This window comes from Enterobacter cloacae complex sp. P2B, assembly GCF_014895985.1.
Lineage (GTDB): Bacteria > Pseudomonadota > Gammaproteobacteria > Enterobacterales > Enterobacteriaceae > Enterobacter > Enterobacter bugandensis.
Window position 1 is genome coordinate 128,646 of the sequence record NZ_JADBQQ010000005.1, and the last position, 23,276, is coordinate 151,921.

Genomic DNA, 23,276 nt, shown 5'->3' on the forward strand with positions numbered 1-23,276 from the left:
TGTTCAGACCAACTGCGACTTAATTATAGCATCACTTTTGAAAAATGATTATCAAGAATCACTGCCTAAGCTGCCAACTGCTCCCGGTGGATAAACAGCAACTTTCTCTGAACGCCTCGGTAAAGATCGGGGTGTATGCTGTCGCATAGCCCTTTGTATTCCAGAGCTATCTCAAGCTTCTTAAAGAACCATGCTTCATGCGCCTCCATCGGATCATCGTAAAGACCGAGGAATAAATATTTCCCCTTGCTGTCATTGGCCCTGGACATGTATTTACCATGCTGCTTATCCCAGCCTACCCCTATTGGTAAATCACCTCGTTTACAATCTCTCCCAACGGTGAAGTTATTCAGCTCTTTAGGGATGTAGACGCATGTGGATGGCCCATAAACCTGATTTCCTGGGATAAGGAGGTCCTTATCGAGATGCCATCCGGTCCTATATCGTGGCTTCCACCAGGCGTAGAAAGCAGAAAACTTATGCCAGGCAGGGTCGAGTGATACCTGAAGATATTGCTTACGTGCGCTACGATATGATTCGCCATAACAGCGCTGAAGCATGTTAATCCATGCTGCGTAAGCTCCATGACGAATGATTTTCCCGTCCATAATGCAACCGATACAGAACTCTGCATCGTTTTCGGCTACGTTGTAGATCAACTTCTGCCGCTTCTGTTTTCTCGGCATGGATTCGAGAATGGCGTCAGTTTCAGGTGAGTGCCAAGGCATCACTTCACCTCCTGCTTAGGTGCTGCTTCAATCATCGCGCGGTAGGCAGCCTGCATGTTATGGTCATCATCGTCTGTGTTTGGCGCTGAATCCCATGCTGCACGCATATCCTGAGTGAGCTCAACCGGCACCGCCACCCACCCCTCTGGCAACTTATAAGCCGTCGTTACAGGTTCGGCACCCTGAAGCATGGCGGCGCGGCATTCATCAACAGCCTGACACAGCTTGGCGCGGTGATGTCCAGCCATAGTCCCTTTGTTCCAGTCATGCCCCATTGTCATGCCGTAAGCATGGTGGAGAAGGCGCTTGAAACATTCAGGCACAGATACCGGCGCTGGCGGGGCGGAGCGATACAGAAGCACATCACCCATTTCCGTTCTGGATGCTGGCCATACATCGGCATCAGAGCCTGATTTGAGATAATCAAGATTGGGCTGGTCGATGACGCACACAGCCTCCGCTTCGAGCGATGCCAGCGCGATACGCACCAGCTCATTCAAGATTGCCACATCAGCGTGACCTAGGGTGTAACCAGCTTTCAAATCAGCAACTGCTTGCACAGCCTGTTTGTCGATGTTGCTCATTGGGCTGCTCCTTTTGGCGGATTCCAGACATAGGCAGGCGAGATAATAAATTCCATGCAGGTGCCGCGCTCGTTGTATTGTTCCAGCATTTCAAGAATGTCAGAGTCAGCCTGTGTATCTCCGTAGCTCCCAACGATGCAGAGCAATTCGACAGGAGCACCGAGGTTTTGCAGAGCAATCGTCAAATGCTTTGCTAATGCCATTTTCATTGCTTCGTTGCTCATGACTGCACTCCTTTGCGAATTTGGGCGGCATCCTCTCGAAGGGCTTCAGCGTATTCAGATGCTGCTCTGCTGGCCTTAGCTCTCCATCCGGTTGTGATGTTGTTGGTCTTAATAGCCTCTTCAGCGAACATCAACGCAAACATCTCCACACCCTGCGCCCGCACTTCAGCCAGGAAAGACTGATAAGCTGGAATCTGCAGCACAGCCAGTGAACGAATCATTTTCTGCACTTCCGGTGGGCACTGCTCATAGCGATCGTCTGTGATGAACACTGCCTCGTTGTGGATTGCTTCGACTGCACTCAGTTCCGCAGCCAGCGCAGCGCATCTGGCTTCAAGTGCGGCGTAGTCTTCGTGATGAACGTAAGCTCCATCACTGCTCGATTCCATGCTCATGCCGCCAAAAGTGCCAATGTCATAACGTTTCACGCTCATGCCCCTACCCTCCCCCAAACCATCAATACTCGCTTCATCGCCGCGCTGTTGCGGCACTCCTGAAATATTCCGTTGGTACAGCTGCGCGCGGTGCCGTCCTGCTCTTCCGGCGTCGCCAGGCGATAAGTCACCGTTCGCCATACCTTGCTCACACGGACAATCTTGCGGGCCCGCTCCAGATCGATGGCGTTCTTCGTGATGCAGTTGATGGTCATGCCGCACTCTGTGGCCACATCCTTCGCGGTGAAGGTCCGGTGCGTTTCGAGATAACGCAGAATTGCCTGTTTGCCTTTCATCGTCTTAGCACTCATAGTCAGCCTCCTGTTGCATCTGGCCGCTGTAGGTGAAATCTACCGGGTCCAGGCCGGAGTAGCGGCTGCTGAAGTGGTAGGTCTTTTCTGCCCCCGGCGCATGGCGGGACTTCACACAGATGATTTCGGTGATGCCTTTCAGCTCGGTGTTCTCGTTGTACTTCTCATCCCGATACACCATGAAGATCACATCTGCTTCCTGCTCAATGACGCCAGACTCTCGCAGGTCTGCCGCTACGGGACGCTTATTAGCGCGCTGTTCAAGGTTTCGGTTCAGCTGGGCCAGAGCGATGACCGGGCAACGCAATTCTTTCGCCAGGTTCTTCAGGCCAGTGGCGATCTCCCCTACGCTGCGGTTCATGTTCTCCGGGTCTGACATCCGCATCTTCTGGAGATAATCGACGATTACCACGCCCAGTCCGCCCAACTTCTTGCTCATACGCCGCGCTTCCGCACGCACCTGGTGAACGCTTAGGGATGGCTTGTCATTGATGTAGATCGGAGAGTCGATGAACTCCTTCATGCAGTGACTAACCTTCCCCCATGCCTCGTCCATTTTCCCGCTAACCTTGCTCAGCAGATCTTCTTTGCTTACCCGCGCCCGGTGGAAAGCTACTCGCTCAGAGATTTGTTCCACTGGCATCTCGAGACTGAAGAACAGCACCGGTTTTTTGTTTTTGAGGCCTACGGTTTCTGTCACTGTGGTGCTAAACATCGTTTTACCCATGCCAGGGCGCCCGCCAACGACGATAAAATCCGTATTGTTGAATCCTCCGAAAGCGCTATCGATAGTCGACATGCCGAGCTCTGTTTTGTATTTCCAGATGTCGCCATTGATGATCGCCTGGATTGTTTCCAGCGACATGTCGATGCCAGTGGTGATGTGTTCAGTTCCGTAGTCAGCGCTGTGCTCAATCCCAGAGATGTCGGCCTGAATGTTGCCAATGATGTCTGCTATACCCTCGGTCGTTGGTTCGGACAACTTCTGGATCCCAACCTGTAACGCCAGGGTCATACGGCGACCAAGGTACATTTCCCGAAGCTTTTCGCAGTAGGCTGCAAGGTTTGCGAAAGACGGAGTGTTTTTGCTGCATTCAGCCAGGTAAGCGAACCCACCCGCACTCTCAAGAACCCCGAGTTGTTCAAGATCGCTGGTCAACGTAAGCAGGTCTATCTTCGAACCGGATTCGTTGAGTCGCTTATATGACCGCAGAGCCACTTTATGGGGCGTTGCTGTGAAGTGGTCCTCAGTCAGACCCTCAATCGCATCGGTAGCCATGTCGGCGCCATCTGCGCGACCTGCTGCAAGCATTATTCCGCCAATGACGGCCTGCTCAACGTATAAATCAATAAAACGGCTCATGCTTTGACTCCCTTGCGCTCACGGTGCTCGTTGATGGCCTGCTCGTAGACAGATCCCCAGTTCTTCGGATTCAGTATCCAGTCGAGAGTCAGCCATGGCTGATCGCCTCTGGTGCCGAACAGGGAAGACTTGCTAATCAGCTCGAAGGCCATTCCCATGTGCTTCAGTTCTCGCCAGTTGCCCTGGGTGGTTTTGCCGTTCCACACAGCTTCCAGGTCTCGATAGGCCGGACGGCGGCGGTTCCACTCATGCAGTGAAACGGCCTTCGAAGGGAATTTTTCATTCCAGAGCTTGATGATCTCTTCGTGCGGACAGGCTTTCGGGTTGCTTCCATGACCATCTGCCCATATCAGGGCGTCTGACAGGTATCCATCAAAGCGGGTCATACGGCACAGGTTCTCTGGCTTGAAGCTGTGACCCCAGTTCACATGGGCCCAGCGGATAACGAGTTTCAGCTCTTCAGCGGTGTAGCACTGGTCTTTGCTCTTCACCGTGGAGAGAGCTTTCTCGAAAGGCGCCAGTGCAGCACAACGACTACCCGTTAGCTCGTTGAAGTAATCCATCACTTCCTGAGCGAGTGAGTTTTCCCCCTGGGGGGATTTAGGGGGATCTTGTTTTTCTGTATTTTGATTATTGTCTTTTGTGGTTAGCACCTTCTGCTTAGTTCCGTTAGCAACTTCCGCTAATGTTTTCTTAGCAGGTTTAGCTAATGTTTTGCAGAATCCGTTAACCTTCGTTTTCCAGTCGGAAACATTGGTATTCATGCCAACTTTGCGGCCTTCCTGAATGAATACCTTCTTGCTGATCAGCAGATTTTTTGCAGTAGAGCAATGCGTGTGGTGCTTACCAACCATCTGCTCCAATTGCTCGTTGCTGACCCAATCCATTTTTTTATTGAAGCCGTATGTCTTGCGCCAGACTGCCAGCACAATGCACATCTCAGTTTCGCTCAAACCTGAAGCCATAACGGCATCAAGAAGCTCATTCGCAACGCGAGTGAACCCATCTTCCAGTTGCGCCACACGATGCTCCACGACCTCCAGCGGCGGCCTGTAGTCTGCTAAATGCTTAACGACGCCCATGCTTCACCCCTGCCTGAATCAGTGCCAGTCTTGCCATGCCAACGAAGCGCTCAGCGAACGCCCTGTTTTTTGAGGCGGCGACAACCAGGCCATCTGGTGAATCTGGATGGCGACGTTCCTCTTTTTCCTGGTACTTTTTGCGAGTTTTTGACATACTTACTCCCGTTACTTGGCGTAACACAGTGTGATAAGGGCCTTTGAAGTTACCGCTTCAAGGGCTTTTTCTTTTCTGGTGCCTCTCACATAACCCCCAGCATCGACGTCACCATCGTCATCAGCGGCCCTACCTGTTCCGGCATAAGGCGGAACAGCGACGCTATACCCTCGCTTACCTCTTTCAGCTTCTGATGCTCTGGAGCGTCCAGCAGCACTGCCTGTTTAGCCTCGGCACACTCTTTCATCGCAGAGGCGATCAGCGACATCGTGTCGTTCTGTGGTGCCAGGCGGTTGCGGTATTCCAGCGGAAGGACCGCCATGATTGCCGGTGTCAGCTGCCGAACATTCTCGCGGTACTGCTCAGAGTCGAAACGGTTATCCAGAAAGCGAAAAAGTTTCTGGCGTGCCCGGCTGATGTCTTCCGGGAAGCTGATGGCGGTCCCGCCATGCTCCCGGTATTCGTTGATGATCAGCGCCGAAACCACATCCTGGTTGTCCAGCGCCGATGACCATGCCCGGACCGCATCGCGGATCTTTTCGTGGTCTGGCGCCGCTTTAGGTTGAGCGCGGTTTATCACCGCTCCCGGGTGTATTCCGGTATTGTGTTGATACGCAAGTGAATGCATTGCTTTCCCTTTCGTTGTTAAGGCCGCCGTTAAGCGGCATGGTTGTCAGGGTGTGGAAAGATGGACGGCAGGTCCGGGCGGAATTCGTGAGCCTGGATTTCACCACCAACCGCTTTCACCAGTTCAGGAACGTGAACCGGGGAGATGCGTTTCTTTCCGTTAAGCCAGTCACAGATAGTGGACTGGGCTTTGCCGCAACGTTTTGCCAGTTCTTTCTGGCTGCCAGCGATGGCGATCGCTTTCTCTACTGCGGAGTTCTTCTCTACTGTTGGGGTCTTCATAATCACCTCAGCTATCAGTTAAAAGCGATTATGGTTATCACTTTAGCGAATGTCAATCGCATAGGCGATTTTTTGCTAAATAATCGCTTGAGCGATAGAGTTAAAGAAGTCATTAACAGAGGTGAATATGGGATTCTCGGAGCGCTTAGCGCAGGCAATGGAAAACGCTGGATATACACAGGGTCGATTAGCTAAAGAGGTCGACATGGCTCAGTCCAGCGTAAATAAGTTACTAAAGAATGCTAAAGGCTCTCGAAAAACCGTTGAGATTGCCTCTGTACTTGGTGTTCGCCCTGAATGGCTTTCTACTGGTGAGGGGGAAATGGCTGCCGGTGGCGCCAGGGAGTCAACTGCGCTATACCAGGTTAAGCCGTCACTGAATGGGATTTATCGCGTGGATGTACTCGACGTTAAAGCCAGTGCTGGGCCGGGCACACTGGTCACCAGCGATTTCATTGAAACTATCCGGGCCATCGAATACACGAATGAGCAGGCGCGAGCGCTGTTTGGCAACCGGCCAGCTACACACGTTAAGGTCATTACCGTTAATGGTGACAGTATGGATGGCACCATTTCGCCTGGAGATCAGATCTTCGTTGATACCGGCGTTACGCATTTTGATGGTGACGGGGTATATGTCTTCGTCTTCGGCAAAACACTGCATGTTAAGCGACTTCAGATGCAGCGTGACCGTCTCGCAGTAATATCCGACAACCCCATTTACGAGAAGTGGTACGTTGAGCCAGAGGACGAGGACGCGTTCTACGTCATGGCAAAGGTACTACTCAGACAGTCAGTCGACTATAAACGATTCGCATAACCCGCTCCGGCGGGTTTTTTATTATCCGCAGATCCATCCTCTCTTTCTCACCCCTTCTAAAAACCAAATCCTTATCACTTTTTTCTTCAGAAAATAAAAAAATATCGCTTTAACATTCAATGCATTATCGCTTTATCGATGATAAATATCGTTTTGGCGATTGACTCAAATAATCGCTTTAGCTATTGTTAGTCCATCGAAACGAAACATCGACAGCTGAGCGAAGTTAGCCAGCGGCGGACAGCAAGTCGCCTGCTTTTTAACAACATGCAAAGTCGGAACAGCACTCGGTAATCCTGTTTAGACCCCAACGTAAAAATTCGGCGCAGCACCGGGCGCGATCCGGTCGGTGTGAGGCTACCCCCTCGCGAGAGCGATAAAGGCGTGGGAACGGGCAACACTGGCTGGATGAGAGGTGCGAAGCGCAATGATTATCAAACATAAATCAACTAGTGAGGTGGGTTATGTAGCAGTAAAGCGGATAGACCGCGGCAAGTAGTGCCAATTCAGCACCTGGTGCTGACCCGAATAGCCGAAGCATGGCTAGCCAGATCCACGTCAAAGGTGGAGTGCGCGCTGGGTAGGGTTAATAGAAAAAAGACGTGCCGGTAAAGCAGCGCGAACGCCAGACGCGCACCGGTTATGAGCGGCGATGAGCGACGGAGTCTCAAGGGCATGAGCGCGGCCACTGCGAGAGTGTGGCGAAGTGCTTTGGGCTGGCAGACGGTTATCAGCTAGTTGGTGAGGTAATGGCTCACCAAGGCGATGACGGCTTTCCCTGCTTCATTGTGGGGAGCCAGCACCAAAGCATTTCTCCCGCATCAACGGGTAACTACAGGGGCAATTATGAACGAACAAGCGAACAAAATTCTCGTTGAGCTATTACAGAAAGCGGCGAATGGCATCGATGCTGCGGTGTCATTTAGCCAGGCGCAGATTCCGGAAGTTGTGCATCAGTTGCTGGTATGGAAATTCACCAAAAGCATGATGCTCACACTGGTTATTCTGGCGACTATCCCGGTTGCGAAAAATTCTTCAGGGTAATGATGAAGCGCGAGCAGGACGGAGTTTATGGCGAAGAGGGATATTCATGGGAACGCGGCAAGCCAAAATATAGACCTACATTGGTCTGGGACAAAGACGGCACTATCAGTGCTTCCTCAGTATTTTTTGGCACCATTATGTTCCTGTATTCGGTCATCTCCTTCGTCATCTTATCTGACCTGACGTGGCTAAAAATCTGGCTGGCCCCAAAGCTTTATCTCCTCGAATACGCAGCCTCACTAATTAAGTAACCCGCTCCGGCGGGTTTTTTATCGGCCATACCTCAGCAACTTCACAGAGGTTGCTTAGTTATGACAACCGGCGGCCATCCACCGCCCATTGAAACACTGAATAAATGCGTTGAAGTCTTGTATTAACTGTTCCGTTCGCCGCGATAAGGCTAAGAGGTAATCATGGTAAACCAGCAGCAGATCAGAGAGGCCCAACGACTCGCTTCGTTCGCGGTGCTTCATCGCAATGCTCCGGCGTGGGAAGAAGCAAAGCGCCTTTACGCCGTCGCCATCGGGAGGACTCTTCACTGATGGAAACTTTATTCGCGCTCGTCCTGACCGTGGCAATGACCAACGGTGATTATCAGGATGTCATTCTCGGCGTATACGACAGCCAACAGGAATGCAGCCAGGCAGCTACAGAACAGAAAGTAACAGCTGAATGCTGGCCGGTAGAAAGCATCCTTCGCAACGGCGAGTTCCCGGCGAAATCCATCGCGCAGCAGTAACCACCCTATTCAACCGATCGGCCTGGCTTTCTGCGGGCGGGATCTGCACATCCAAATTTCAGGAGAAACCATGAGCGAAGTAACGGACTTAACTGTCATCGAAATCAAGCCGGAGCAGGCGCCAGTGCTTTACGTAGCCGGCGGCCTTGACGCTTACCTCGAGCAAATCCGCCAGGCAGTAAACGAAGTGCCGGACCTGTCCACGAAGAAAGGCCGTGACCGTGTTGCCTCTCTGTCTGCGCAGGTGTCTCGCAGCAAGACGGCAATTGAAAAGCCAGGACGTGAGTACCTGAAGCGCCTGAAAGAAGCTGTGCGCCCCGCTGAGGCCGAAATTAAACGATTCGTTGATGCTTGTGACGAGCTGCGCGATGCGACCCGGCGCCCACTCACTGAGTGGGAAGCCGCGCAGGAACGCATTAAGGCTGAAGAAGCCATGAACGCGATGCACACCGAAGCGCTGGAGATGAACGAAGAGTTTGACCGCCAGCGCGCCGCGCAAATCGAAGCGGACCACGAAATGGCTCTGCTGATGAATGACAAGTTTGACCGTGACCGCGAAGAGCAGCGCCGCCAGGCGGAACAGGCACAGCGTGAGCATGAAGAGCGCATTAAGCGTGAAGCAGCAGAGCAAGCCCGCCTCGATGCCGAAGCGAAGCACAAAGCTGAGATCGAAGCCGCAGCGCGCCGTGAAGCTGAAGGGAAGGCTCGTGCTGAAGCTTCGGAACGCCAGCGCATTGAAGCGGAACAGCGTGCGGCACGCGAGAAGCAGGAAGCAGAAGCCCGGGCGGAAAGAGAAAAAGCTGAGGCAGTGGAAGCTGAGCGCCTCAAAGCAAAACAGGCAGAAGAGAAACGCCTGGCAGAAGAGAAGCGAATCGCCGATGAGCAGGCAAAACGTGAAGCCGATGTGAAGCACCGCAAAACGGTCGGCACCAACATCGTTAACGCGCTCACCAGCCAAACCAGCTTAACCCGCGAGCAGGCTATCGAAGTGCTTACCGCTCTGAAAGATGACCTGATCCCCTGCGCGAAAATTCATTACTGAGGCAACCATGAACGCATACCTCACTTACGACCGCATCGAAGAACGGCGCTGGGTAGAGCAGCAGCTCACCGACGAGAAAGAGAAGTGGATCGGAGATCGGGCTCGGGAAATCATCGACATGATGCCTAAAGAGCCGTCCGGCCTCTTCCACTTCACGGTCCCGATCGACACCAGCCCATACGAAGGACTTCGCAGCGATAAAGCTGGCGAGGCCTACAACGATTTCATTTCGGCAGTTGCTTACGCCCAGGCGGAATACGACTGGGAACACCGTACCGGCTGCCCGTTTTAATTTTGAGGGGATTAACGATGGCAAACGAATTAACAATCACGGCGAGCGCGCTGCAGGAAAAAGGCATCGACGTCGCTACCTGGAGCGCGCTGAAGAATAGTATCTACCCTGGCGCCAAAGACGAATCGGTAATGATGGCGCTCGATTACTGCCGTGCCCGCCAGTTGGATCCACTACTGAAACCTGTCCACCTCGTGCCGATGAGCGTCAAAGACTCGAGAACAGGTAAAAGTGAATGGCGCGACGTCGTCATGCCGGGCATCGGGCTTTACCGCATTCAGGCAGACCGTTCCGGCGATTATGCCGGTGCTCGTGAGCCCGAGTTCGGGCCAGACGTAACTCAGACGCTCACTGGTGTCGAGGTTACCTTCCCTCAGTGGTGCAAATACACCGTCTTCAAGCGCATGCCCAGCGGCGAGATCGTCGAGTTCAGCGCCAAAGAATACTGGATTGAGAACTATGCCACCGGTGGCCGCGACACCACGGCGCCGAACGCGATGTGGAAAAAGCGCCCATATGGACAGCTGGCGAAATGCGCGGAAGCCCAGGCGTTGCGTAAGGCATGGCCTGAGATTGGACAGCAGCCTACCGCCGAAGAAATGGAAGGCAAATCACTGGACGTAGATATCCGTGACGTCACGCCGCGCAACACCACAGAAGCGCTTCCACCAGCAGCAAGCGAAGAAACGCTTCAGGCGATAACCGATCTCTTAACAACTCTGGATAAAGACTGGGAAAAAGACTTCCTACCACTGTGCAGCGACATCTTCAAACGGCAAATTCTTGAGGCGTCAGAACTCACTGAAGAAGAGGCACAGAAAGGGTTTGGCTTCCTTCAGAAAAGGGCTAAGGCGGCAGCATGACACCAGAAATTATCCTGGCCCGGACCGGTATTGACGTTACTACTATCCAGCAAGGCGACGAGGCATGGCACCGGCTGCGCCTCGGCGTTATCACCGCCTCTGAAGTGCATAACGTCATCGCCAAGCCACGATCTGGGAAGAAGTGGACAGACATGAAAATGTCCTACTTCCACACGCTGCTCGCCGAGGTATGCACCGGCGTCGCGCCAGAGGTTAACGCCAAGGCGCTGGCCTGGGGCAAGCAGTACGAGGAAGACGCCCGCACCCTCTTCGAGTTCACCACGGACGTAAAAGTCACGGAGTCTCCGATCCTGTTCCGTGACGAGAGCATGCGCACCGCGTGCTCCCCTGACGGCTTGTGCAGTAACGATTTCGGCCTCGAATTGAAATGCCCGTTCACCTCCCGCGACTTCATGAAATTCCGCCTTGGCGGTTTCGAAGCCATCAAGTCTGCGTACATGGCACAGGTGCAGTACAGCATGTGGGTGACAGGGAAAGACGCCTGGTTCTTTGCAAACTACGACCCGCGCATGAAACGCGAAGGCATTCACCACGTCGTCGTTGAGCGGGATCCGCAGTACATGACCGATTTCAACGAAATGGTGCCGGAGTTCATTGAGAAGATGGACGAGGCGCTGGCGGAGATCGGCTTCACGTTCGGGGAGCAGTGGAAATGAAACGCACACCCTTCTACCGCAGGCCCGGGCGAACCGGGCAATTCTCCGGCCTCCGTGAGCGCGTTATCTGGATGATTCAGACGCGCGGCCGCCCGGTCACCGGTAGCGAAATCGCTGAGAAGTTTGGCGTAACACTGATCGAGTTTAACCGGGTCGCGAACGGTATTACCCGCGGCTCCGGACAGATAGCTCAGATAGTTAAGTCGGAAAAATGGATCAACGAGGACGGCATCTGCGACCGGACTTTCGACCTGGTCACAAAGCCAAAGGTCGTAACACCTCAGGGTAAATCGCGCCTGTTCACCCGGCGCGCCATCGAACAATCGCAGGAAGGCAGACGGCAGGAGTGCATTCAACGTGCAGCCCGCCGTCGCCGCCTAATTGCTCAGGGCCTCTACATAGACGAAATGGAGTCCATCCTATGACTCACGCTCACGACGACATCAGGGTTGGCACACTGTGCCTTCCCTTCATTGGTAAAGGCTGGCTAATGCCATGGGGTGAAGTGGTCAGCAATCCATTAAAGGCGCAGCGGCTCGCTGAGGAATATCGGGAAAGGCAGGAGGCGGCATGACAGCGAAATACTCACTTCTGTATGCCGATCCGCCTTGGTCTTACGGCAACACCGTCAGCAACGGCGCCGCTGCCGATCACTACTCAACCATGAAGTTAATCGATATCAAACGCCTGCCAGTCTGGGAGCTTGCCGCTGAAAACGCGGTGCTGGCGATGTGGTACACCGGCACGCATAACCAGGAGGCTATCGAACTGGCCGAGGCTTGGGGCTTCACCGTTCGCACGATGAAAGGCTTTACCTGGGTGAAGCTGAACCAGAACGCCGAACTGCGCATCAACAAGGCGATGGCCGAGGGTGAAATCACCGACTTTTACGACTTCCTCGATCTGCTTAACGCCGAGACGCGCATGAACGGCGGCAACCACACCCGTGCAAATACCGAAGACCTGTTGATTGCCACCCGCGGCGCCGGGCTGGAACGAAAGCACGCCGGGGTTAAGCAAGTGGTATATAGCCCGCTCGGTGCGCACAGCGAAAAGCCGTGGGAAGTGCGACATCGGCTGGAACTGCTCTACGGAGATGTGCCGCGCATTGAGCTGTTTAGCCGCAGCGCGGCGCCGGGCTGGGATCACTGGGGAAATCAGTGTGCCACCTCCGCGGTGGAACTGCTGCCCGGGTGCGCCATAGATGTTGTGAAAACGGAGGCTGCATGACGCCAGAAACTGACAACGCCATCCGCGCCGCCTGCCGCCGCTGCACCGAGGAAATCCAGCAGGCCATGCGCAAGAAGCCAAAGCCTAACTGGAACGAAACGGTGCCTCCCATCATCAACAAGCATCACAAGAAAATTGAAGCTCTGGGAGTTAGCCTCCTGGAGTTCGTCGTATACACAGGGCGGCTTAATCGCCGCTTCGGAGTTGAATCGTGAAGGTTGAAAAAAGCGATGTTCTGGCGTTTACCATTTCAGATGTTGAACGCCTCGACCCGGTCAGGGTGATGATTGAAAACTATGAGCCCGGTAAGGGTCGCATCACCATCACCTGCTTCGGTAAGGCGTGGACCAGGGCTTGGCTTGCTATGGGTGGTGACACTGTTCAGGACTTCATTAAGCGCGTCAGCAATGAGTACCTTATCGGCTATTTCGATCCGCAGCTGCAAAGCACAATAGATGATGACAATGATGCCAACCTCGCTTTCGTTAAGGGTGAGATTATCCGGCTGCGTCGTGAGCAGGAAATTGACGGCAATGAAGCCTGCTCAATGTGGGATGAGGCTGAAGATGCTGAAGATGTGAAGGCGAGCTGCTGCAATTATCTCGTCGGCGACAAGCTGCTTAACCTGCTAGGCGATGATCCATGGTACGCAAAATGGCCGTCAGTGCCGAACCATCATTATCAGTACCTCGAACGCATCATTGATGCAGTGCGCGGTGGGCTCGTAGAGCTTGAGCGTGCGGCATGAACAGAGCCTCACCAGTTGATTTGAGAAAAAGCCTCGAAATTGCCAATAACCTCTCGCACATCGGGATTCGCTTTGTGCCGATCCCGGTGGCGACCGAGGAAGAATTCCAGACGCTGGCCGCCGAGCTTTCACGACGGCTTGAGCAGATGGCGGTTGAGGCCGAGAAGAATGAAGGCGGTGCAGCATGACCAAATACGCGAAACTGGATAGCGAAGTGTTAAGCGCTATCGGCGCTCAGCCAACCTCGTTTTCGGAGCTATTTAGCCCTTCCGTCAGGCAGGAGTGCCTCGTCATTGCTGAGGCAGAAGGAAAGCACCCAATGGACGTCTTCCGCATCCTTGACCGCCGACTCCAGTCGCTCAGGAAGCTTGGCGTTATTCAGCACGTCAAAGGTAAAGGGTGGATACAGCCATGAAATCGCAAATCACCAGGTCGCTTAGTCGGCCTTTTTTATTGCTGGCGTTCACCTTCAACAGAATTAACCGACAGTTCCGGGAGCATTGACTATGGCCGACATCATCGACACAGCAGCAGAGATTGAAGAGCTTCAGCGTAACGCTGCCCTTTCCGTTCACCGGATCAACCGCAACGCCGTATCAGCTGAGCATTGCGCTGAATGCGACGAACCAATTCCCGAGCCGCGACGAGTTGCCGTTCCCGGCTGTCAGACCTGCGCAGAGTGCCAGGGTGTTATCGAGTTAAGGAATAAGCAGAGGGGGATCCAGTGAAAGAGCGCGGAATGATTTTCAACGGCGAGATGGTGCGCGCCATCCTCGACGGCCGGAAGACGCAGACACGCAGGATCATGAAGGTGCAGCCTGTCTTCAATGGTAGTTTTTATGAGGTATACGGTGCTGGATGGGTCCGGAGCATGAAATCTGTTCCTGCAATTCCAGGGCACAGCCTTGCCAGTAATTGTCCATTCGGTCTGGTTGGCGATCGCATCTGGGTACGGGAAACGTGGGGAGTAGTGAGTCATGAGCTGGATGAGGACGGTCGCATTCAGCCATGGAACCCTGACCGCCCTGCCACAGCCATTCACGAAATGCCGTTTGGTAGTGGTTACTACACTGGTCACGCTATCTACGCAGCAGATGGGGATTTTACCTGGGGTGATGACGATGGCTATGAAGATGGCCGTTCGTGCTGGAAACCATCTATCCACATGCCTCGCGCAGCCTGTCGCATTCTGCTGGAAGTTACCGGCGTGCGGGTGGAGCGCTTAGCCAGTATCAGCGATGACGACGCGGGAAAAGAAGGTTATCCGGCAAATCCTGCGCCTTACGGCGGCAATATGGATAAATGGCTGTGGTTCCGCCAGTTGTGGGACAGCATCTATCCGGATCAAAGCTTCAAGCATAACCCATGGGTTTGGGTTATCGAATTTAAGGTGGTGCCCAATGTTCAGGATAATCCAGCCTAATACTTGGTACGCCGATCCCCACGGCGCGCCCTGCAAAATCCTCCGCGCTACCCACGAAGTAGTCCACTACATCCGCAACGGCCGCACCTGCATCGCCAGCATGGGCCGCTTTCAGCATGAATTCGAGCCGCTGACCAAAGCACAGGCTGAGCGGATCGCCGAAGAAATCGAAACAACAGAACACCTGAAGAAGCTGCGCGCCCAGCGTGCGGCATGAGGAGAGAATATGGGAAAGATGACGTTCGTATTTGAGTATGAGGACGGTAAAGAGCCGCCGGTTAGCGCTGACATGTCGTTTATGGGTGGGAAGATTGTTGCGGCGTCCTTCCGTGATGCGCTAGAGGACAATGAGCCGATAGATAACGAAATGACAAGCGAAGGGCTGACCGTCGATATCATCGTTGCAGACCTGAACAACGGCGGCCCAATCAGCAGCGCGCTGACCGGAAACTTCTCGGTAAAGCGGAATGCCCGATCGCAGATCTAACTCACGCAACTGATATCCAGTTATGAGCTGGCTATTGGGTGCGAAAGCACTGCTCCGTTATCCCTTTTGCCAGGCCCTGCGCCGGGCTTCTTTTTGGGAGTTCACCATGCAATCAAACCCCATGAACTGGATCATCGCCGCACTTATGGCGCTGGGCGCTCTCATCTCATTTCTTCACGAACCGGAAGGTGTGCAATGGCTGCTTTTAATGTGGGCGCATTAGTCCAGAAGAAGACAGGCGGAATTAATGGCGTGGTGGATAGCCAACTGGAGCCGGAAGGCGATCACCCAAAGGCCTGGGTGCGCTGGGATGACGGTAATTATTCAGTGCACGCGGAAAACGAATTACGCGCGGCCACCATCGATGGGCCGCGCATGTATAAGACATTGGCGTAAGGAGATCATAATGACCGACACCAGCCTGATTCCCGAAAAAGAAGTGATGAACAAGCTTGGGGTTTCATCACGGCAGACAATCTGGAACTACACCAACCGGCACGGGTTTCCCAAGCCAGTCAGGACCCACCCGAAAGCGTACCTGCGGGAAGCTGTTGATGGATGGATCCTCAATGGTGGCGTTAACCAGAAATGCTCCTGATGTGCCAGAACAGCTTATCAGCGTGAAGCTCATACGCTTTGCGCTGAGCCTCGATCCAGTCGTGTTTGTTGTACACGGCCATTACCCCGCCAAGTTCATGCCCGAGCATCCTCTCAGTAACATGGGGCTCGACATCCATTTCAGACAGCCTTGTTACCAGCGTCCTCCTGAAGTCGTGGGTTCGCCAGTATCCAAGGTCCATCCCTCCCCTTATTCGATTTACGAACCGGTTGGCGGCCGCAATGCTGATCGGTTCGTTTATGTCCTCCCCGGGGAAAAGCACATCATTGTAAGTTGTCATGGCCTTTTCAAGGAAAGGCATAATCTGTTCGAAGATGGGGCGGCGGATGACGTTGCCCATCTTGCTGTGCTCTTTCGGAACGGTCCATACGTTGTCCAGCAGGTCAAATTCTGTCTTGGTTGCCAGCCTGAGCTCTGAGAGCCTAGCCCCCCACAGCATCAGCATCTGGTGAAGAAGCTTGTTTGAGGTAGACGCCCGGCTTCTTTCAATAGCCATCCAAATCTGAGCCAGCTCGTTATACGACAGAACGCGGTCACCCACAGCTGCACGTGAGCCAAAGTCTCTTGGCTGGATGCTCATAATTGCGCAGCTATCAATCACCTGACGCCGCATGCACCAGCTTATCGCCGATCTTAGCTGACTGAGCACCTGACGCGCGCGGCGCGGATTATCCCTTTCCTCTTCAGTGAGGAGATCTACCCACTGCTTCACATTGATGGAGGATGCCGGTCGATTCGGGAAAGCGTCATGCATCCGCTTCATAACCGTTGATCGGTATAGTGCCTGGGTCTTTTCTCTGAGTGTTGTAGAGACGTAATTTTCGAACCAGTAGTCGAGGCACTGAGCGACTGTCAGGGAGTTCTGCGTTTTCTCTTCAAAGTACGAGCGCGGATCTGTGCCGGAGAAATAAAGGTTTCGTAAATCAGACGTGATCTGCCTGGCATCCTTTAGCGATACCGACGGGTAGCGGCCAATGCCAAGACGATGAGGTTTACCATGCCAGCGATATCGGTACTGGAACTGGATGACCCCCTTTGGAGAAATGCGCACGCTGAGGCCATCAGCATCAGCCACTTCTTGTGGGCCCGAATATGGTTTACCATGAATGGTACGCAGTTTTGTGTCGCTGATAGCCATAAATAATATTTGGTACGCTCAGAAATAGTGGTTTGGTACACTTCTGGTACGCAATATCACATGGACATCGAGACACAGTAAACAACTATATTTAACGTTCGTGGACAAACTCAGGTGAGAAAAGGGTTGTTTTTCGAGTGATAACAGGCAGTTAATTAACTATTGTGGACAATATTAATCAATGGCAGACAAAGATAAACAACCTACCTTCCTATTCCACGACTACGAAACCTTTGGCACGCATCCGGCGCTGGACCGACCGGCGCAGTTTGCCGCCATCCGTACCGATGACGAATTCAACATCATTGGCGAGCCTGAGGTCTTTTACTGCAAGCCAGCGGATGATTACCTGCCGCAGCCCGGCGCGGTGATGGTCACCGGGATCACCCCGCAGGAAGCGCGGGAAAAAGGCGTTAACGAAGCAGAGTTCGCCCGCCGCATCCACGATCTGTTTACCGTGCCTAATACCTGCGTGGTCGGTTACAACAACATCCGCTTCGATGATGAAGTGACGCGCAATATCTTCTATCGCAACTTCTACGATCCGTACGCCTGGAGCTGGCAGAACCGCAATTCACGCTGGGATCTGCTCGACATCATGCGCGCCTGTTATGCCCTGCGCCCTGAAGGCATTAACTGGCCAGAAAATGAGGAAGGGCTGACCAGCTTCCGGCTGGAACACCTGACGCGCGCCAACGGCATCGAGCATAGCAATGCCCACGATGCGATGGCAGACGTTTATGCCACCATTGCCATGGCGAAGCTGGTGAAAACCGCACAGCCCCGGCTGTTTGAATATCTGCTGAGCCACCGAAGCAAGCAGAAGCTCATGACCCTTATCGACGTACCGCAGATGAAGCCCCTGGTGCATATCTCCGGCATGTTTGGCGCCTGGCGCGGCAATACCAGCTGGGTTGCGCCGCTGGCGTGGCACCCGGATAACCGTAATGCGGTTATCATGGTGGACCTGGCGGGCGATATTTCGCCGCTGCTGGAGCTTGACAGCGATACCCTGCGCGAACGGCTTTACACCCCGAAAAATGAACTCGGGGATCTGCCTGCGGTGCCGGTTAAGCTGGTGCACATCAATAAATGTCCGGTGCTGGCGCAGGCGAACACGCTGCGTCCGGAAGATGCCGACAGGCTGGGCATTAACCGTCAGCACTGCCTGGATAACCTGAAAGTGCTTCGCGATAACCCGCAGGTGCGCGAGAAAGTGGTCGCCATCTTCGCCGAGGCGGAGCCGTTCGTGCCGTCCGAAAACGTGGATGCCCAGCTCTACAACGGCTTCTTCAGCGATGCCGACCGTGCAGCCATGAATATTGTTCTGCAAACCGAGCCGCGTAACTTACCTGCGCTGGACATCACCTTCGCCGATAAGCGCATCGAAAAGCTGATGTTTAACTACCGGGCGCGCAATTATCCCGGCACGCTGGATGAAGCAGAACAGGCGCGCTGGCTGCAACACCGTCGAAACGTGTTTACGCCAGAGTATCTGCAGCATTACGCGCAGGAGCTTGAGTCGTTATACAACCAGTATGAAGGCAACGCAGAAAAACAGATCCTGTTAAAAGCCCTGTTCCAGTACGCGCAAGAGATAGTCTGAAGTGAGATATAAAAAAACCGGAGACAAGGTCTCCGGTTTTTTTTTAATACGTTAAGACTTAAGCAACGTCTTCGTACTGCGGAACCGGGTTACGGAAGCTCTTCGTGACACAGGCCAGGTACACCAGGCCGATACCGGCCCAAATCAGGCCAAGCACCATCGAGCTCTCTTCCAGGTTAACCCACAGCGCGCCCACGGTCAGGGCACCGCACATCGGCAGGAACAGATACTGGAAGTGATCTTTCAGCGTCTTGTTACGCTTTTCACGGATCCAGAACTGAGAGATAACCGACAGGTTAACAAAGGTGAACGCCACCAGCGCACCGAAGTTAATCAGCGCCGTTGCCATCACCAGGTCAAAGTTAATCGCCAGAAGCGCGATCGCACCGACCAGGATAATGTTCATCGCCGGGGTACGCCAGGTTGGATGCACGTAGCCGAAGAAGCTTTTCGGGAATACGCCATCACGACCCATTACGTACATCAGACGCGCAACGCCTGCATGCGCGGCCATACCGGACGCCAGTACGGTGATGGTGGAGAAGATCAGCGCGCCGACCTGGAACGCTTTACCCGCCACATAGAGCATGATTTCCGGCTGAGACGCATCCGGATCCTTGAAGCGCGAGATATCCGGGAAGTACAGTTGCAGGAAATAGGTCGAGAAAATAAAGATCAGACCGCCAATCAGCGCCGTCAGGAAGATGGCACGCGGGATCACGCGCTCTGCATCCTTCGTTTCCTCAGACAGGTTGCTAATCCCGTCGAAACCGGTAAAGGAGAAGCACAGAATCGTCGCCCCGGTAATCATCGGGATCACATGCGCATCACCAGACCAGAATGGTTTGCTGCTCGCCAGGGTGCCCGCGCCTTCGCCGTGGAATACGCCATAGATCACCATGCCAAGAATCACGGCAATCAGGACAACCTGAAGCACAACGATAACGGAGTTAAAGTTGGCAACGGACTTGATGCTGCGCAGGTTAAAGGCCGTCATAAAGGCTACCAGCGCCACGACGAAGATCCACGAGGGAATCGATGGCACCAGCGCTTCAAAATAGATTTTTGCCAGCAGAATGTTGATCATCGGCGCGAACAGGTAGTCGAGCAGCGAAGACCAGCCCACCATAAAGCCAACCGTCGGGCTGATGGATTTCTGGGCATAGGTGTAGGCGGAACCTGCAGACGGATAGCGACGCACCAGTTTACCGTAGCTCAGCGCGGTAAAGAGGATCGCAATCAGCGCAAAGCCGTAAGCCGTCGGCACATGACCGTCAGTGAGGCCCGATACGATACCGAATGTATCGAACAGCGTCATCGGTTGCATATAGGCAAGGCCCATCATAACAACCGGAATCAACGTAAGCGTTTTACGTAATTCCACGCGAGAGGTGTTTGGAGTTGCGTTATGCGACATAGTTATTCTCCTTTACGGTGATAACCGCCACGTAAGCGAAAAATTGCCCCATTTCTTTCTTCCTCAGCGACAACAACTGTCGGATTTTAGTAAATATCTATCCGGTACGAAGCCCGGCCTCTTGGTTTTTAGTTTCGTTTCGTACATGCAAAAAAAAATAACCGACGCCTTTTATATCGTCGATTATTCATTTGGTTGCAGCGGCGGCATTTTGCCCCACATCGGATACAAAAGGCAATACTTTGCAACGCACCGGGTCATTTTCTTTTTTCTAACTGGCTGATTTCTCGGCGCTCCCCTGAGAGTAAACTGCGGCGATAGCACTATTTGCTAAAATTTCGTCCCGCCACCAGGCGCTGGCCAGCCCGGCGGTTTGTTCATTCCAGCCGACCCACACCGATTCGTTACTGCTTTGCGCAAGCACCTGTTTTTCAACAAGCGCACCGCTATCAATAAAGCGCTGCGCCAGGTAGCGCGGCAAATAGCCGCAGCCCAGGCCGCTAATTTGCAGCTCCAGCTTGGTTTTAAAGTCAAAAACGGTAATGGCCTCCTGCTCATCCAGCAGCTGCGAGGAAACCGCACATTCGGGGCGCGAGCTGTCCCCGACTACTATTGCGCGGTACCCCTTAATAACGCGGCGGTTAAGAGGATCAGGCTCCTGAGCCAGCGGATGATGGGGCGCCACGGCAAATACCTGCTCCAGCACGCCCAGGCGGGCAAAACCAAAGTCACTCAACTGGGGAGGCTCGTGCAGGGCACCGACAAAGATGTCCGCCCTGCCCTGGGTTAAAGCCTCCCAGGAGCCGCCCAGCACCCCGTTGATGAAGATCAGCCGGGTGACGCTGTGATGCTGGTAAAACGCTTCAATGAGCGGCGTCAGTAGAGAAAACGGAAAGGTATCATCCACGCCAATCACCAGCTCATTCTCCCATCCCTGATGGAGCTTGACGGCCTGCTTTTCCAGCTCGCGAACGGTATGAAGAACGTCACGGCCTTTTTCCAGCAGCATCTGCCCGGTGCGGGTAAACCGCGCGCGGTGCCCGGAGCGATCGAGGATCTGAATATTGAGGTCGCTTTCCAGTTTTTGAACGGTATAGCTCAGGGCCGAAGGGGTTTTGTAAAGCTTTGCCGAGGCAGCCGCAAAGCTCCCCTCTTTTTCCAGTGCATCCAGAATAATAAGAACATCCAGCAGCGGTTTCATGCTCGCCCCCTTCCGGTGTGCGATTGTCTCCGCTGAGGGTCTTATTCCATGGGCATCACCAGCGGATCGGGATACTGATACTCAAACCCCAGCTCATGGCAAATGCGATTGCCATCAACAATTTTGCCTTTACTTTCGTTCTTTGCCTCACCAAAAACCGGCGGAGCCAACCCAAGCTGGCGTGCCATGAGCGGGTAAAACGTGCTGCGCGCCGGATGAGACGGTGCACATATATTATAGATGTGTCCGCCTTTTGGAGCCTGTAAGAGTAGCTCAATCGCGCCAATAACATCTTCAAGATGCACAAGATTCACGCCATGTTGACCGTCTGGTGCCGTCTTACCGGCAAAGAAGCGCCCCGGATGACGCCCCGGGCCAACCAGCCCCGCCAGACGAACGATATCGACCTGCGTGCCGGGAAGGTTATGCAGCCAGTCTTCCAGCTCTTTCAGGACCTGACCGCTCGCGGTTACGGGACGGCGCTCGGAACTCTCTTTCACCACGCCCTCAGCATCGCCATAAACCGACGTCGAGCTGGTAAAAATAATGCGCGGGACGTGATGCGCCAGCGCGCTGTCGACAATCTCCTGCATCGCCTGCAGGTAGAATGATTCGCCCGGGCCACTGCGCCGTGCGGGTAGCGTAATCACCAGCGCATCTACGTTCATCAGCGTGTCCAGATCGTCCGCATCACACACCAGCTCCGGCTCCAGACGCAGCTCAACGCCATCAATACCGCACATGCGTGCCGCTTCGACCCCATCCCGGGTGGTCTTGCTCCCGGTCACCTGCCAGCCTTTCGCGGCTAATGACATCGCCAGCGGCATTCCCAGCCATCCTAAACCGACAATCGCGACCTTTTTCATGCGAATTCTCCTGACTCTCACTCGTCTTTCATAAGGCTACGCCAGCCCGGCAGAACACACAATTCATAGCATCAATATGAAATGAATTAATGATCAAAAAAAGCCCTTGCAATATGTCGTACAACTGGTTTAGGTTAAAAGACATCAAATGAATAAGCATTCATCGAGAATTTATATGACACGCGTTCAATTTAAACACCACCATCATCACCATCATCCTGACTAGTCTTTCAGGCGATGTGTGCTGGAAGACGTTTGGATCTTCCAGTGGTGCATGAACGCATGAAAAAGCCCCCGGAAGATCTTCTTCCGGGGTTTTTTTTTTGGACCGAATTCAGACAGGTTAAAACAGGTTAACGAGGAATAAAGAATGTTAGATAACTCACGTTTACGCATAGCTATTCAAAAATCAGGCCGTTTGAGCGACGATTCACGCGAACTGCTGGCCCGCTGCGGGATTAAAATCAACCTGCACACCCAGCGCCTGATTGCCCTGGCTGAAAACATGCCCATCGACATTCTGCGCGTGCGTGATGACGATATTCCCGGCCTTGTGATGGACGGCGTCGTTGACCTCGGTATCATCGGTGAAAACGTGCTGGAAGAAGAGCTGCTGACCCGCCGCGCCCAGGGTGAAGACCCGCGTTACTTCACCCTGCGTCGTCTGGACTTCGGCGGTTGCCGCCTGTCGCTGGCAACGCCGGTTGATGAAGCGTGGGACGGCCCGGCCGCGCTGAACGGCAAACGTATCGCCACCTCTTACCCTCACCTGTTGAAGCGTTATCTCGACCAGAAAGGCGTGCAGTTTAAATCCTGCCTGCTGAACGGCTCCGTTGAAGTGGCACCGCGTGCGGGTCTGGCGGACGCCATCTGTGACCTCGTCTCGACCGGCGCGACGCTGGAAGCGAACGGTCTGCGCGAAGTGGAAGTCATCTACCGCTCTAAAGCGTGCCTGATTCAGCGCGACGGCGAGATGGCCGACGCCAAACAGCAGCTGATCGACAAGCTGCTGACCCGTATTCAGGGCGTGATTCAGGCGCGTGAGTCCAAATACATCATGATGCACGCCCCAACCGAGCGTCTGAATGAAGTGATTGCCCTGCTGCCGGGCGCTGAGCGCCCAACCATCCTGCCGCTGGCGGGCGATCAGCAGCGCGTGGCGATGCACATGGTGAGCAGCGAAACCCTGTTCTGGGAAACCATGGAAAAACTGAAGGCGCTGGGCGCAAGCTCCATCCTGGTGCTGCCAATTGAGAAGATGATGGAATAATGGCC

General features: G+C 53.9%; 39 protein-coding genes and 1 other annotated feature. Of the genes, 24 read left to right on the forward strand and 15 right to left on the reverse strand.

Annotation, left to right across the window (positions count from 1 at the left end; translation table 11 throughout):
- Window positions 1-65 precede the first annotated feature (65 nt).
- The 10 genes from IM313_RS04970 to IM313_RS05015 form a co-directional block, all read right to left on the reverse strand.
- The gene (locus IM313_RS04970; RefSeq protein WP_192971341.1) at window positions 66-731 is read right to left on the reverse strand and encodes a hypothetical protein; all 666 of its coding nucleotides are present in this window, start codon (window positions 729-731) and stop codon (window positions 66-68) included.
- On the reverse strand, window positions 728-1,312 hold the full coding sequence (locus IM313_RS04975) for a hypothetical protein (protein ID WP_192971384.1): 585 nt from the start codon (window positions 1,310-1,312) through the stop codon (window positions 728-730). The genes IM313_RS04970 and IM313_RS04975 overlap by 4 nt, the downstream gene beginning before the upstream one ends.
- Complete coding sequence (locus IM313_RS04980) at window positions 1,309-1,536, reverse strand: hypothetical protein (RefSeq protein WP_192971340.1); 228 nt, start codon at window positions 1,534-1,536, stop codon at window positions 1,309-1,311. The genes IM313_RS04975 and IM313_RS04980 overlap by 4 nt, the downstream gene beginning before the upstream one ends.
- Complete coding sequence (locus IM313_RS22510) at window positions 1,533-1,970, reverse strand: hypothetical protein (RefSeq protein ID WP_226837327.1); 438 nt, start codon at window positions 1,968-1,970, stop codon at window positions 1,533-1,535. Before IM313_RS22510 ends, IM313_RS04980 begins: the two co-directional genes overlap by 4 nt.
- Window positions 1,967-2,266 (reverse strand): protein ren, encoded by a 300-nt coding sequence (locus tag IM313_RS04990; protein ID WP_192971383.1) that lies wholly within the window; start codon window positions 2,264-2,266, stop codon window positions 1,967-1,969. The genes IM313_RS22510 and IM313_RS04990 overlap by 4 nt, the downstream gene beginning before the upstream one ends.
- Window positions 2,267-2,270: 4 nt before the next feature.
- Entirely contained in the window at window positions 2,271-3,644 is a 1,374-nt protein-coding gene (locus tag IM313_RS04995) for a replicative DNA helicase (protein ID WP_063850938.1), read from the reverse strand.
- A complete protein-coding gene (locus IM313_RS05000; RefSeq protein ID WP_192971339.1) occupies window positions 3,641-4,726 on the reverse strand; it encodes a replication protein in 1,086 nt (361 codons plus the stop codon). The genes IM313_RS04995 and IM313_RS05000 overlap by 4 nt, the downstream gene beginning before the upstream one ends.
- Window positions 4,713-4,880: a hypothetical protein gene (locus IM313_RS05005; RefSeq protein WP_013095956.1), complete on the reverse strand. Its 168-nt coding sequence runs from the start codon at window positions 4,878-4,880 to the stop codon at window positions 4,713-4,715. Before IM313_RS05005 ends, IM313_RS05000 begins: the two co-directional genes overlap by 14 nt.
- 85 nt (window positions 4,881-4,965) lie before the next feature.
- The gene (locus IM313_RS05010; RefSeq protein ID WP_192971338.1) at window positions 4,966-5,508 is read right to left on the reverse strand and encodes a toxin YdaT domain-containing protein; all 543 of its coding nucleotides are present in this window, start codon (window positions 5,506-5,508) and stop codon (window positions 4,966-4,968) included.
- Window positions 5,509-5,537: 29 nt separating this feature from the next.
- Complete coding sequence (locus IM313_RS05015) at window positions 5,538-5,789, reverse strand: helix-turn-helix domain-containing protein (RefSeq protein ID WP_001514164.1); 252 nt, start codon at window positions 5,787-5,789, stop codon at window positions 5,538-5,540.
- 127 nt (window positions 5,790-5,916) lie between these two features.
- Between IM313_RS05015 and IM313_RS05020 the strand changes: the two genes are divergently transcribed.
- The 21 genes from IM313_RS05020 (at window position 5,917) to IM313_RS05115 (ending at window position 15,752) form a co-directional block, all read left to right on the forward strand.
- Window positions 5,917-6,609: a helix-turn-helix transcriptional regulator gene (locus IM313_RS05020; RefSeq protein ID WP_023300413.1), complete on the forward strand. Its 693-nt coding sequence runs from the start codon at window positions 5,917-5,919 to the stop codon at window positions 6,607-6,609.
- An 846-nt stretch (window positions 6,610-7,455) separates the two neighbouring features.
- Window positions 7,456-7,653, forward strand: coding sequence for a hypothetical protein (locus IM313_RS22765; protein WP_370551894.1), 198 nt, complete (start codon window positions 7,456-7,458; stop codon window positions 7,651-7,653).
- Window positions 7,653-7,904 carry a hypothetical protein gene (locus IM313_RS22770; protein WP_370551892.1) on the forward strand — a complete coding sequence of 84 codons (252 nt, stop codon included), beginning with the start codon at window positions 7,653-7,655 and terminating at the stop codon, window positions 7,902-7,904. Before IM313_RS22765 ends, IM313_RS22770 begins: the two co-directional genes overlap by 1 nt.
- 290 nt (window positions 7,905-8,194) lie before the next feature.
- Window positions 8,195-8,392, forward strand: a complete 198-nt coding sequence (locus IM313_RS05030; protein ID WP_048207095.1) for a DUF1482 family protein — start codon at window positions 8,195-8,197, stop codon at window positions 8,390-8,392.
- A gap of 70 nt (window positions 8,393-8,462) precedes the next feature.
- Complete coding sequence (locus tag IM313_RS05035; RefSeq protein WP_192971337.1) at window positions 8,463-9,434, forward strand: hypothetical protein; 972 nt, start codon at window positions 8,463-8,465, stop codon at window positions 9,432-9,434.
- 7 nt (window positions 9,435-9,441) lie between these two features.
- Window positions 9,442-9,726 (forward strand): host nuclease inhibitor GamL, encoded by a 285-nt coding sequence (gamL, locus tag IM313_RS05040; RefSeq protein ID WP_192971336.1) that lies wholly within the window; start codon window positions 9,442-9,444, stop codon window positions 9,724-9,726.
- 17 nt (window positions 9,727-9,743) lie between these two features.
- A complete protein-coding gene (gene bet / locus IM313_RS05045; protein ID WP_192971335.1) occupies window positions 9,744-10,589 on the forward strand; it encodes a phage recombination protein Bet in 846 nt (281 codons plus the stop codon).
- Entirely contained in the window at window positions 10,586-11,266 is a 681-nt protein-coding gene (locus IM313_RS05050; RefSeq protein ID WP_116339132.1) for a lambda exonuclease family protein, read from the forward strand. Before bet ends, IM313_RS05050 begins: the two co-directional genes overlap by 4 nt.
- Window positions 11,263-11,691, forward strand: a complete 429-nt coding sequence (locus IM313_RS05055; protein WP_192971334.1) for a regulator — start codon at window positions 11,263-11,265, stop codon at window positions 11,689-11,691. Before IM313_RS05050 ends, IM313_RS05055 begins: the two co-directional genes overlap by 4 nt.
- Window positions 11,688-11,840, forward strand: coding sequence for a DUF1317 family protein (locus IM313_RS05060; RefSeq protein WP_023306344.1), 153 nt, complete (start codon window positions 11,688-11,690; stop codon window positions 11,838-11,840). Before IM313_RS05055 ends, IM313_RS05060 begins: the two co-directional genes overlap by 4 nt.
- Window positions 11,837-12,496, forward strand: a complete 660-nt coding sequence (locus IM313_RS05065; RefSeq protein WP_192971333.1) for an MT-A70 family methyltransferase — start codon at window positions 11,837-11,839, stop codon at window positions 12,494-12,496. Before IM313_RS05060 ends, IM313_RS05065 begins: the two co-directional genes overlap by 4 nt.
- Window positions 12,493-12,711, forward strand: a complete 219-nt coding sequence (locus tag IM313_RS05070) for a hypothetical protein (RefSeq protein ID WP_006176198.1) — start codon at window positions 12,493-12,495, stop codon at window positions 12,709-12,711. Before IM313_RS05065 ends, IM313_RS05070 begins: the two co-directional genes overlap by 4 nt.
- Window positions 12,708-13,244 carry a hypothetical protein gene (locus IM313_RS05075; protein WP_192971332.1) on the forward strand — a complete coding sequence of 179 codons (537 nt, stop codon included), beginning with the start codon at window positions 12,708-12,710 and terminating at the stop codon, window positions 13,242-13,244. Before IM313_RS05070 ends, IM313_RS05075 begins: the two co-directional genes overlap by 4 nt.
- Window positions 13,241-13,432, forward strand: a complete 192-nt coding sequence (locus tag IM313_RS05080) for a DUF1382 family protein (RefSeq protein ID WP_192971331.1) — start codon at window positions 13,241-13,243, stop codon at window positions 13,430-13,432. The genes IM313_RS05075 and IM313_RS05080 overlap by 4 nt, the downstream gene beginning before the upstream one ends.
- Window positions 13,429-13,659, forward strand: coding sequence for a hypothetical protein (locus tag IM313_RS05085; RefSeq protein ID WP_006176201.1), 231 nt, complete (start codon window positions 13,429-13,431; stop codon window positions 13,657-13,659). Before IM313_RS05080 ends, IM313_RS05085 begins: the two co-directional genes overlap by 4 nt.
- A gap of 91 nt (window positions 13,660-13,750) precedes the next feature.
- Window positions 13,751-13,972, forward strand: coding sequence for a TraR/DksA family transcriptional regulator (locus tag IM313_RS05090; RefSeq protein WP_192971330.1), 222 nt, complete (start codon window positions 13,751-13,753; stop codon window positions 13,970-13,972).
- Entirely contained in the window at window positions 13,969-14,667 is a 699-nt protein-coding gene (locus tag IM313_RS05095; protein ID WP_192971329.1) for a hypothetical protein, read from the forward strand. The genes IM313_RS05090 and IM313_RS05095 overlap by 4 nt, the downstream gene beginning before the upstream one ends.
- Complete coding sequence (locus tag IM313_RS05100) at window positions 14,645-14,884, forward strand: DUF4222 domain-containing protein (protein WP_192971328.1); 240 nt, start codon at window positions 14,645-14,647, stop codon at window positions 14,882-14,884. The genes IM313_RS05095 and IM313_RS05100 overlap by 23 nt, the downstream gene beginning before the upstream one ends.
- A gap of 9 nt (window positions 14,885-14,893) precedes the next feature.
- Entirely contained in the window at window positions 14,894-15,154 is a 261-nt protein-coding gene (locus IM313_RS05105) for a hypothetical protein (RefSeq protein ID WP_192971327.1), read from the forward strand.
- 195 nt (window positions 15,155-15,349) lie between these two features.
- Window positions 15,350-15,550, forward strand: coding sequence for a hypothetical protein (locus IM313_RS05110; RefSeq protein ID WP_192971326.1), 201 nt, complete (start codon window positions 15,350-15,352; stop codon window positions 15,548-15,550).
- 10 nt (window positions 15,551-15,560) lie between these two features.
- Complete coding sequence (locus IM313_RS05115) at window positions 15,561-15,752, forward strand: AlpA family transcriptional regulator (RefSeq protein ID WP_028018495.1); 192 nt, start codon at window positions 15,561-15,563, stop codon at window positions 15,750-15,752.
- Here IM313_RS05115 and IM313_RS05120 read toward each other — a convergent pair.
- Window positions 15,733-16,911, reverse strand: coding sequence for a site-specific integrase (locus IM313_RS05120; protein WP_192971325.1), 1,179 nt, complete (start codon window positions 16,909-16,911; stop codon window positions 15,733-15,735). The two genes, IM313_RS05115 and IM313_RS05120, sit on opposite strands and share 20 nt — an antisense overlap.
- 181 nt (window positions 16,912-17,092) lie before the next feature.
- Between IM313_RS05120 and sbcB the strand changes: the two genes are divergently transcribed.
- A complete protein-coding gene (sbcB, locus tag IM313_RS05125) occupies window positions 17,093-18,517 on the forward strand; it encodes an exodeoxyribonuclease I (protein WP_192971324.1) in 1,425 nt (474 codons plus the stop codon).
- Between the two features lie 58 nt (window positions 18,518-18,575).
- Here the strand turns inward: sbcB and plaP are convergent, their stop codons facing one another.
- From plaP to IM313_RS05145, 4 genes are all read right to left on the reverse strand, one after another.
- Window positions 18,576-19,934: a putrescine/proton symporter PlaP gene (gene plaP, locus IM313_RS05130; RefSeq protein ID WP_028013759.1), complete on the reverse strand. Its 1,359-nt coding sequence runs from the start codon at window positions 19,932-19,934 to the stop codon at window positions 18,576-18,578.
- Entirely contained in the window at window positions 19,924-19,986 is a 63-nt protein-coding gene (yoeI, locus tag IM313_RS05135; RefSeq protein WP_099458931.1) for a membrane protein YoeI, read from the reverse strand. Before yoeI ends, plaP begins: the two co-directional genes overlap by 11 nt.
- 219 nt (window positions 19,987-20,205) lie before the next feature.
- Window positions 20,206-21,135, reverse strand: coding sequence for a LysR substrate-binding domain-containing protein (locus IM313_RS05140; protein WP_049137393.1), 930 nt, complete (start codon window positions 21,133-21,135; stop codon window positions 20,206-20,208).
- Window positions 21,136-21,176: 41 nt separating this feature from the next.
- The gene (locus IM313_RS05145; RefSeq protein WP_028013761.1) at window positions 21,177-22,001 is read right to left on the reverse strand and encodes an SDR family oxidoreductase; all 825 of its coding nucleotides are present in this window, start codon (window positions 21,999-22,001) and stop codon (window positions 21,177-21,179) included.
- Between the two features lie 175 nt (window positions 22,002-22,176).
- On the opposite strand from IM313_RS05145, the gene hisL reads away from it, so the two are divergent.
- Entirely contained in the window at window positions 22,177-22,227 is a 51-nt protein-coding gene (hisL, locus tag IM313_RS05150; protein ID WP_001364200.1) for a his operon leader peptide, read from the forward strand.
- Window positions 22,203-22,326: a sequence feature (His leader region), on the forward strand. It overlaps the preceding gene by 25 nt.
- Window positions 22,327-22,371: 45 nt before the next feature.
- Entirely contained in the window at window positions 22,372-23,271 is a 900-nt protein-coding gene (hisG, locus tag IM313_RS05155; protein WP_192971323.1) for an ATP phosphoribosyltransferase, read from the forward strand.
- Window positions 23,272-23,276 lie beyond the last annotated feature (5 nt).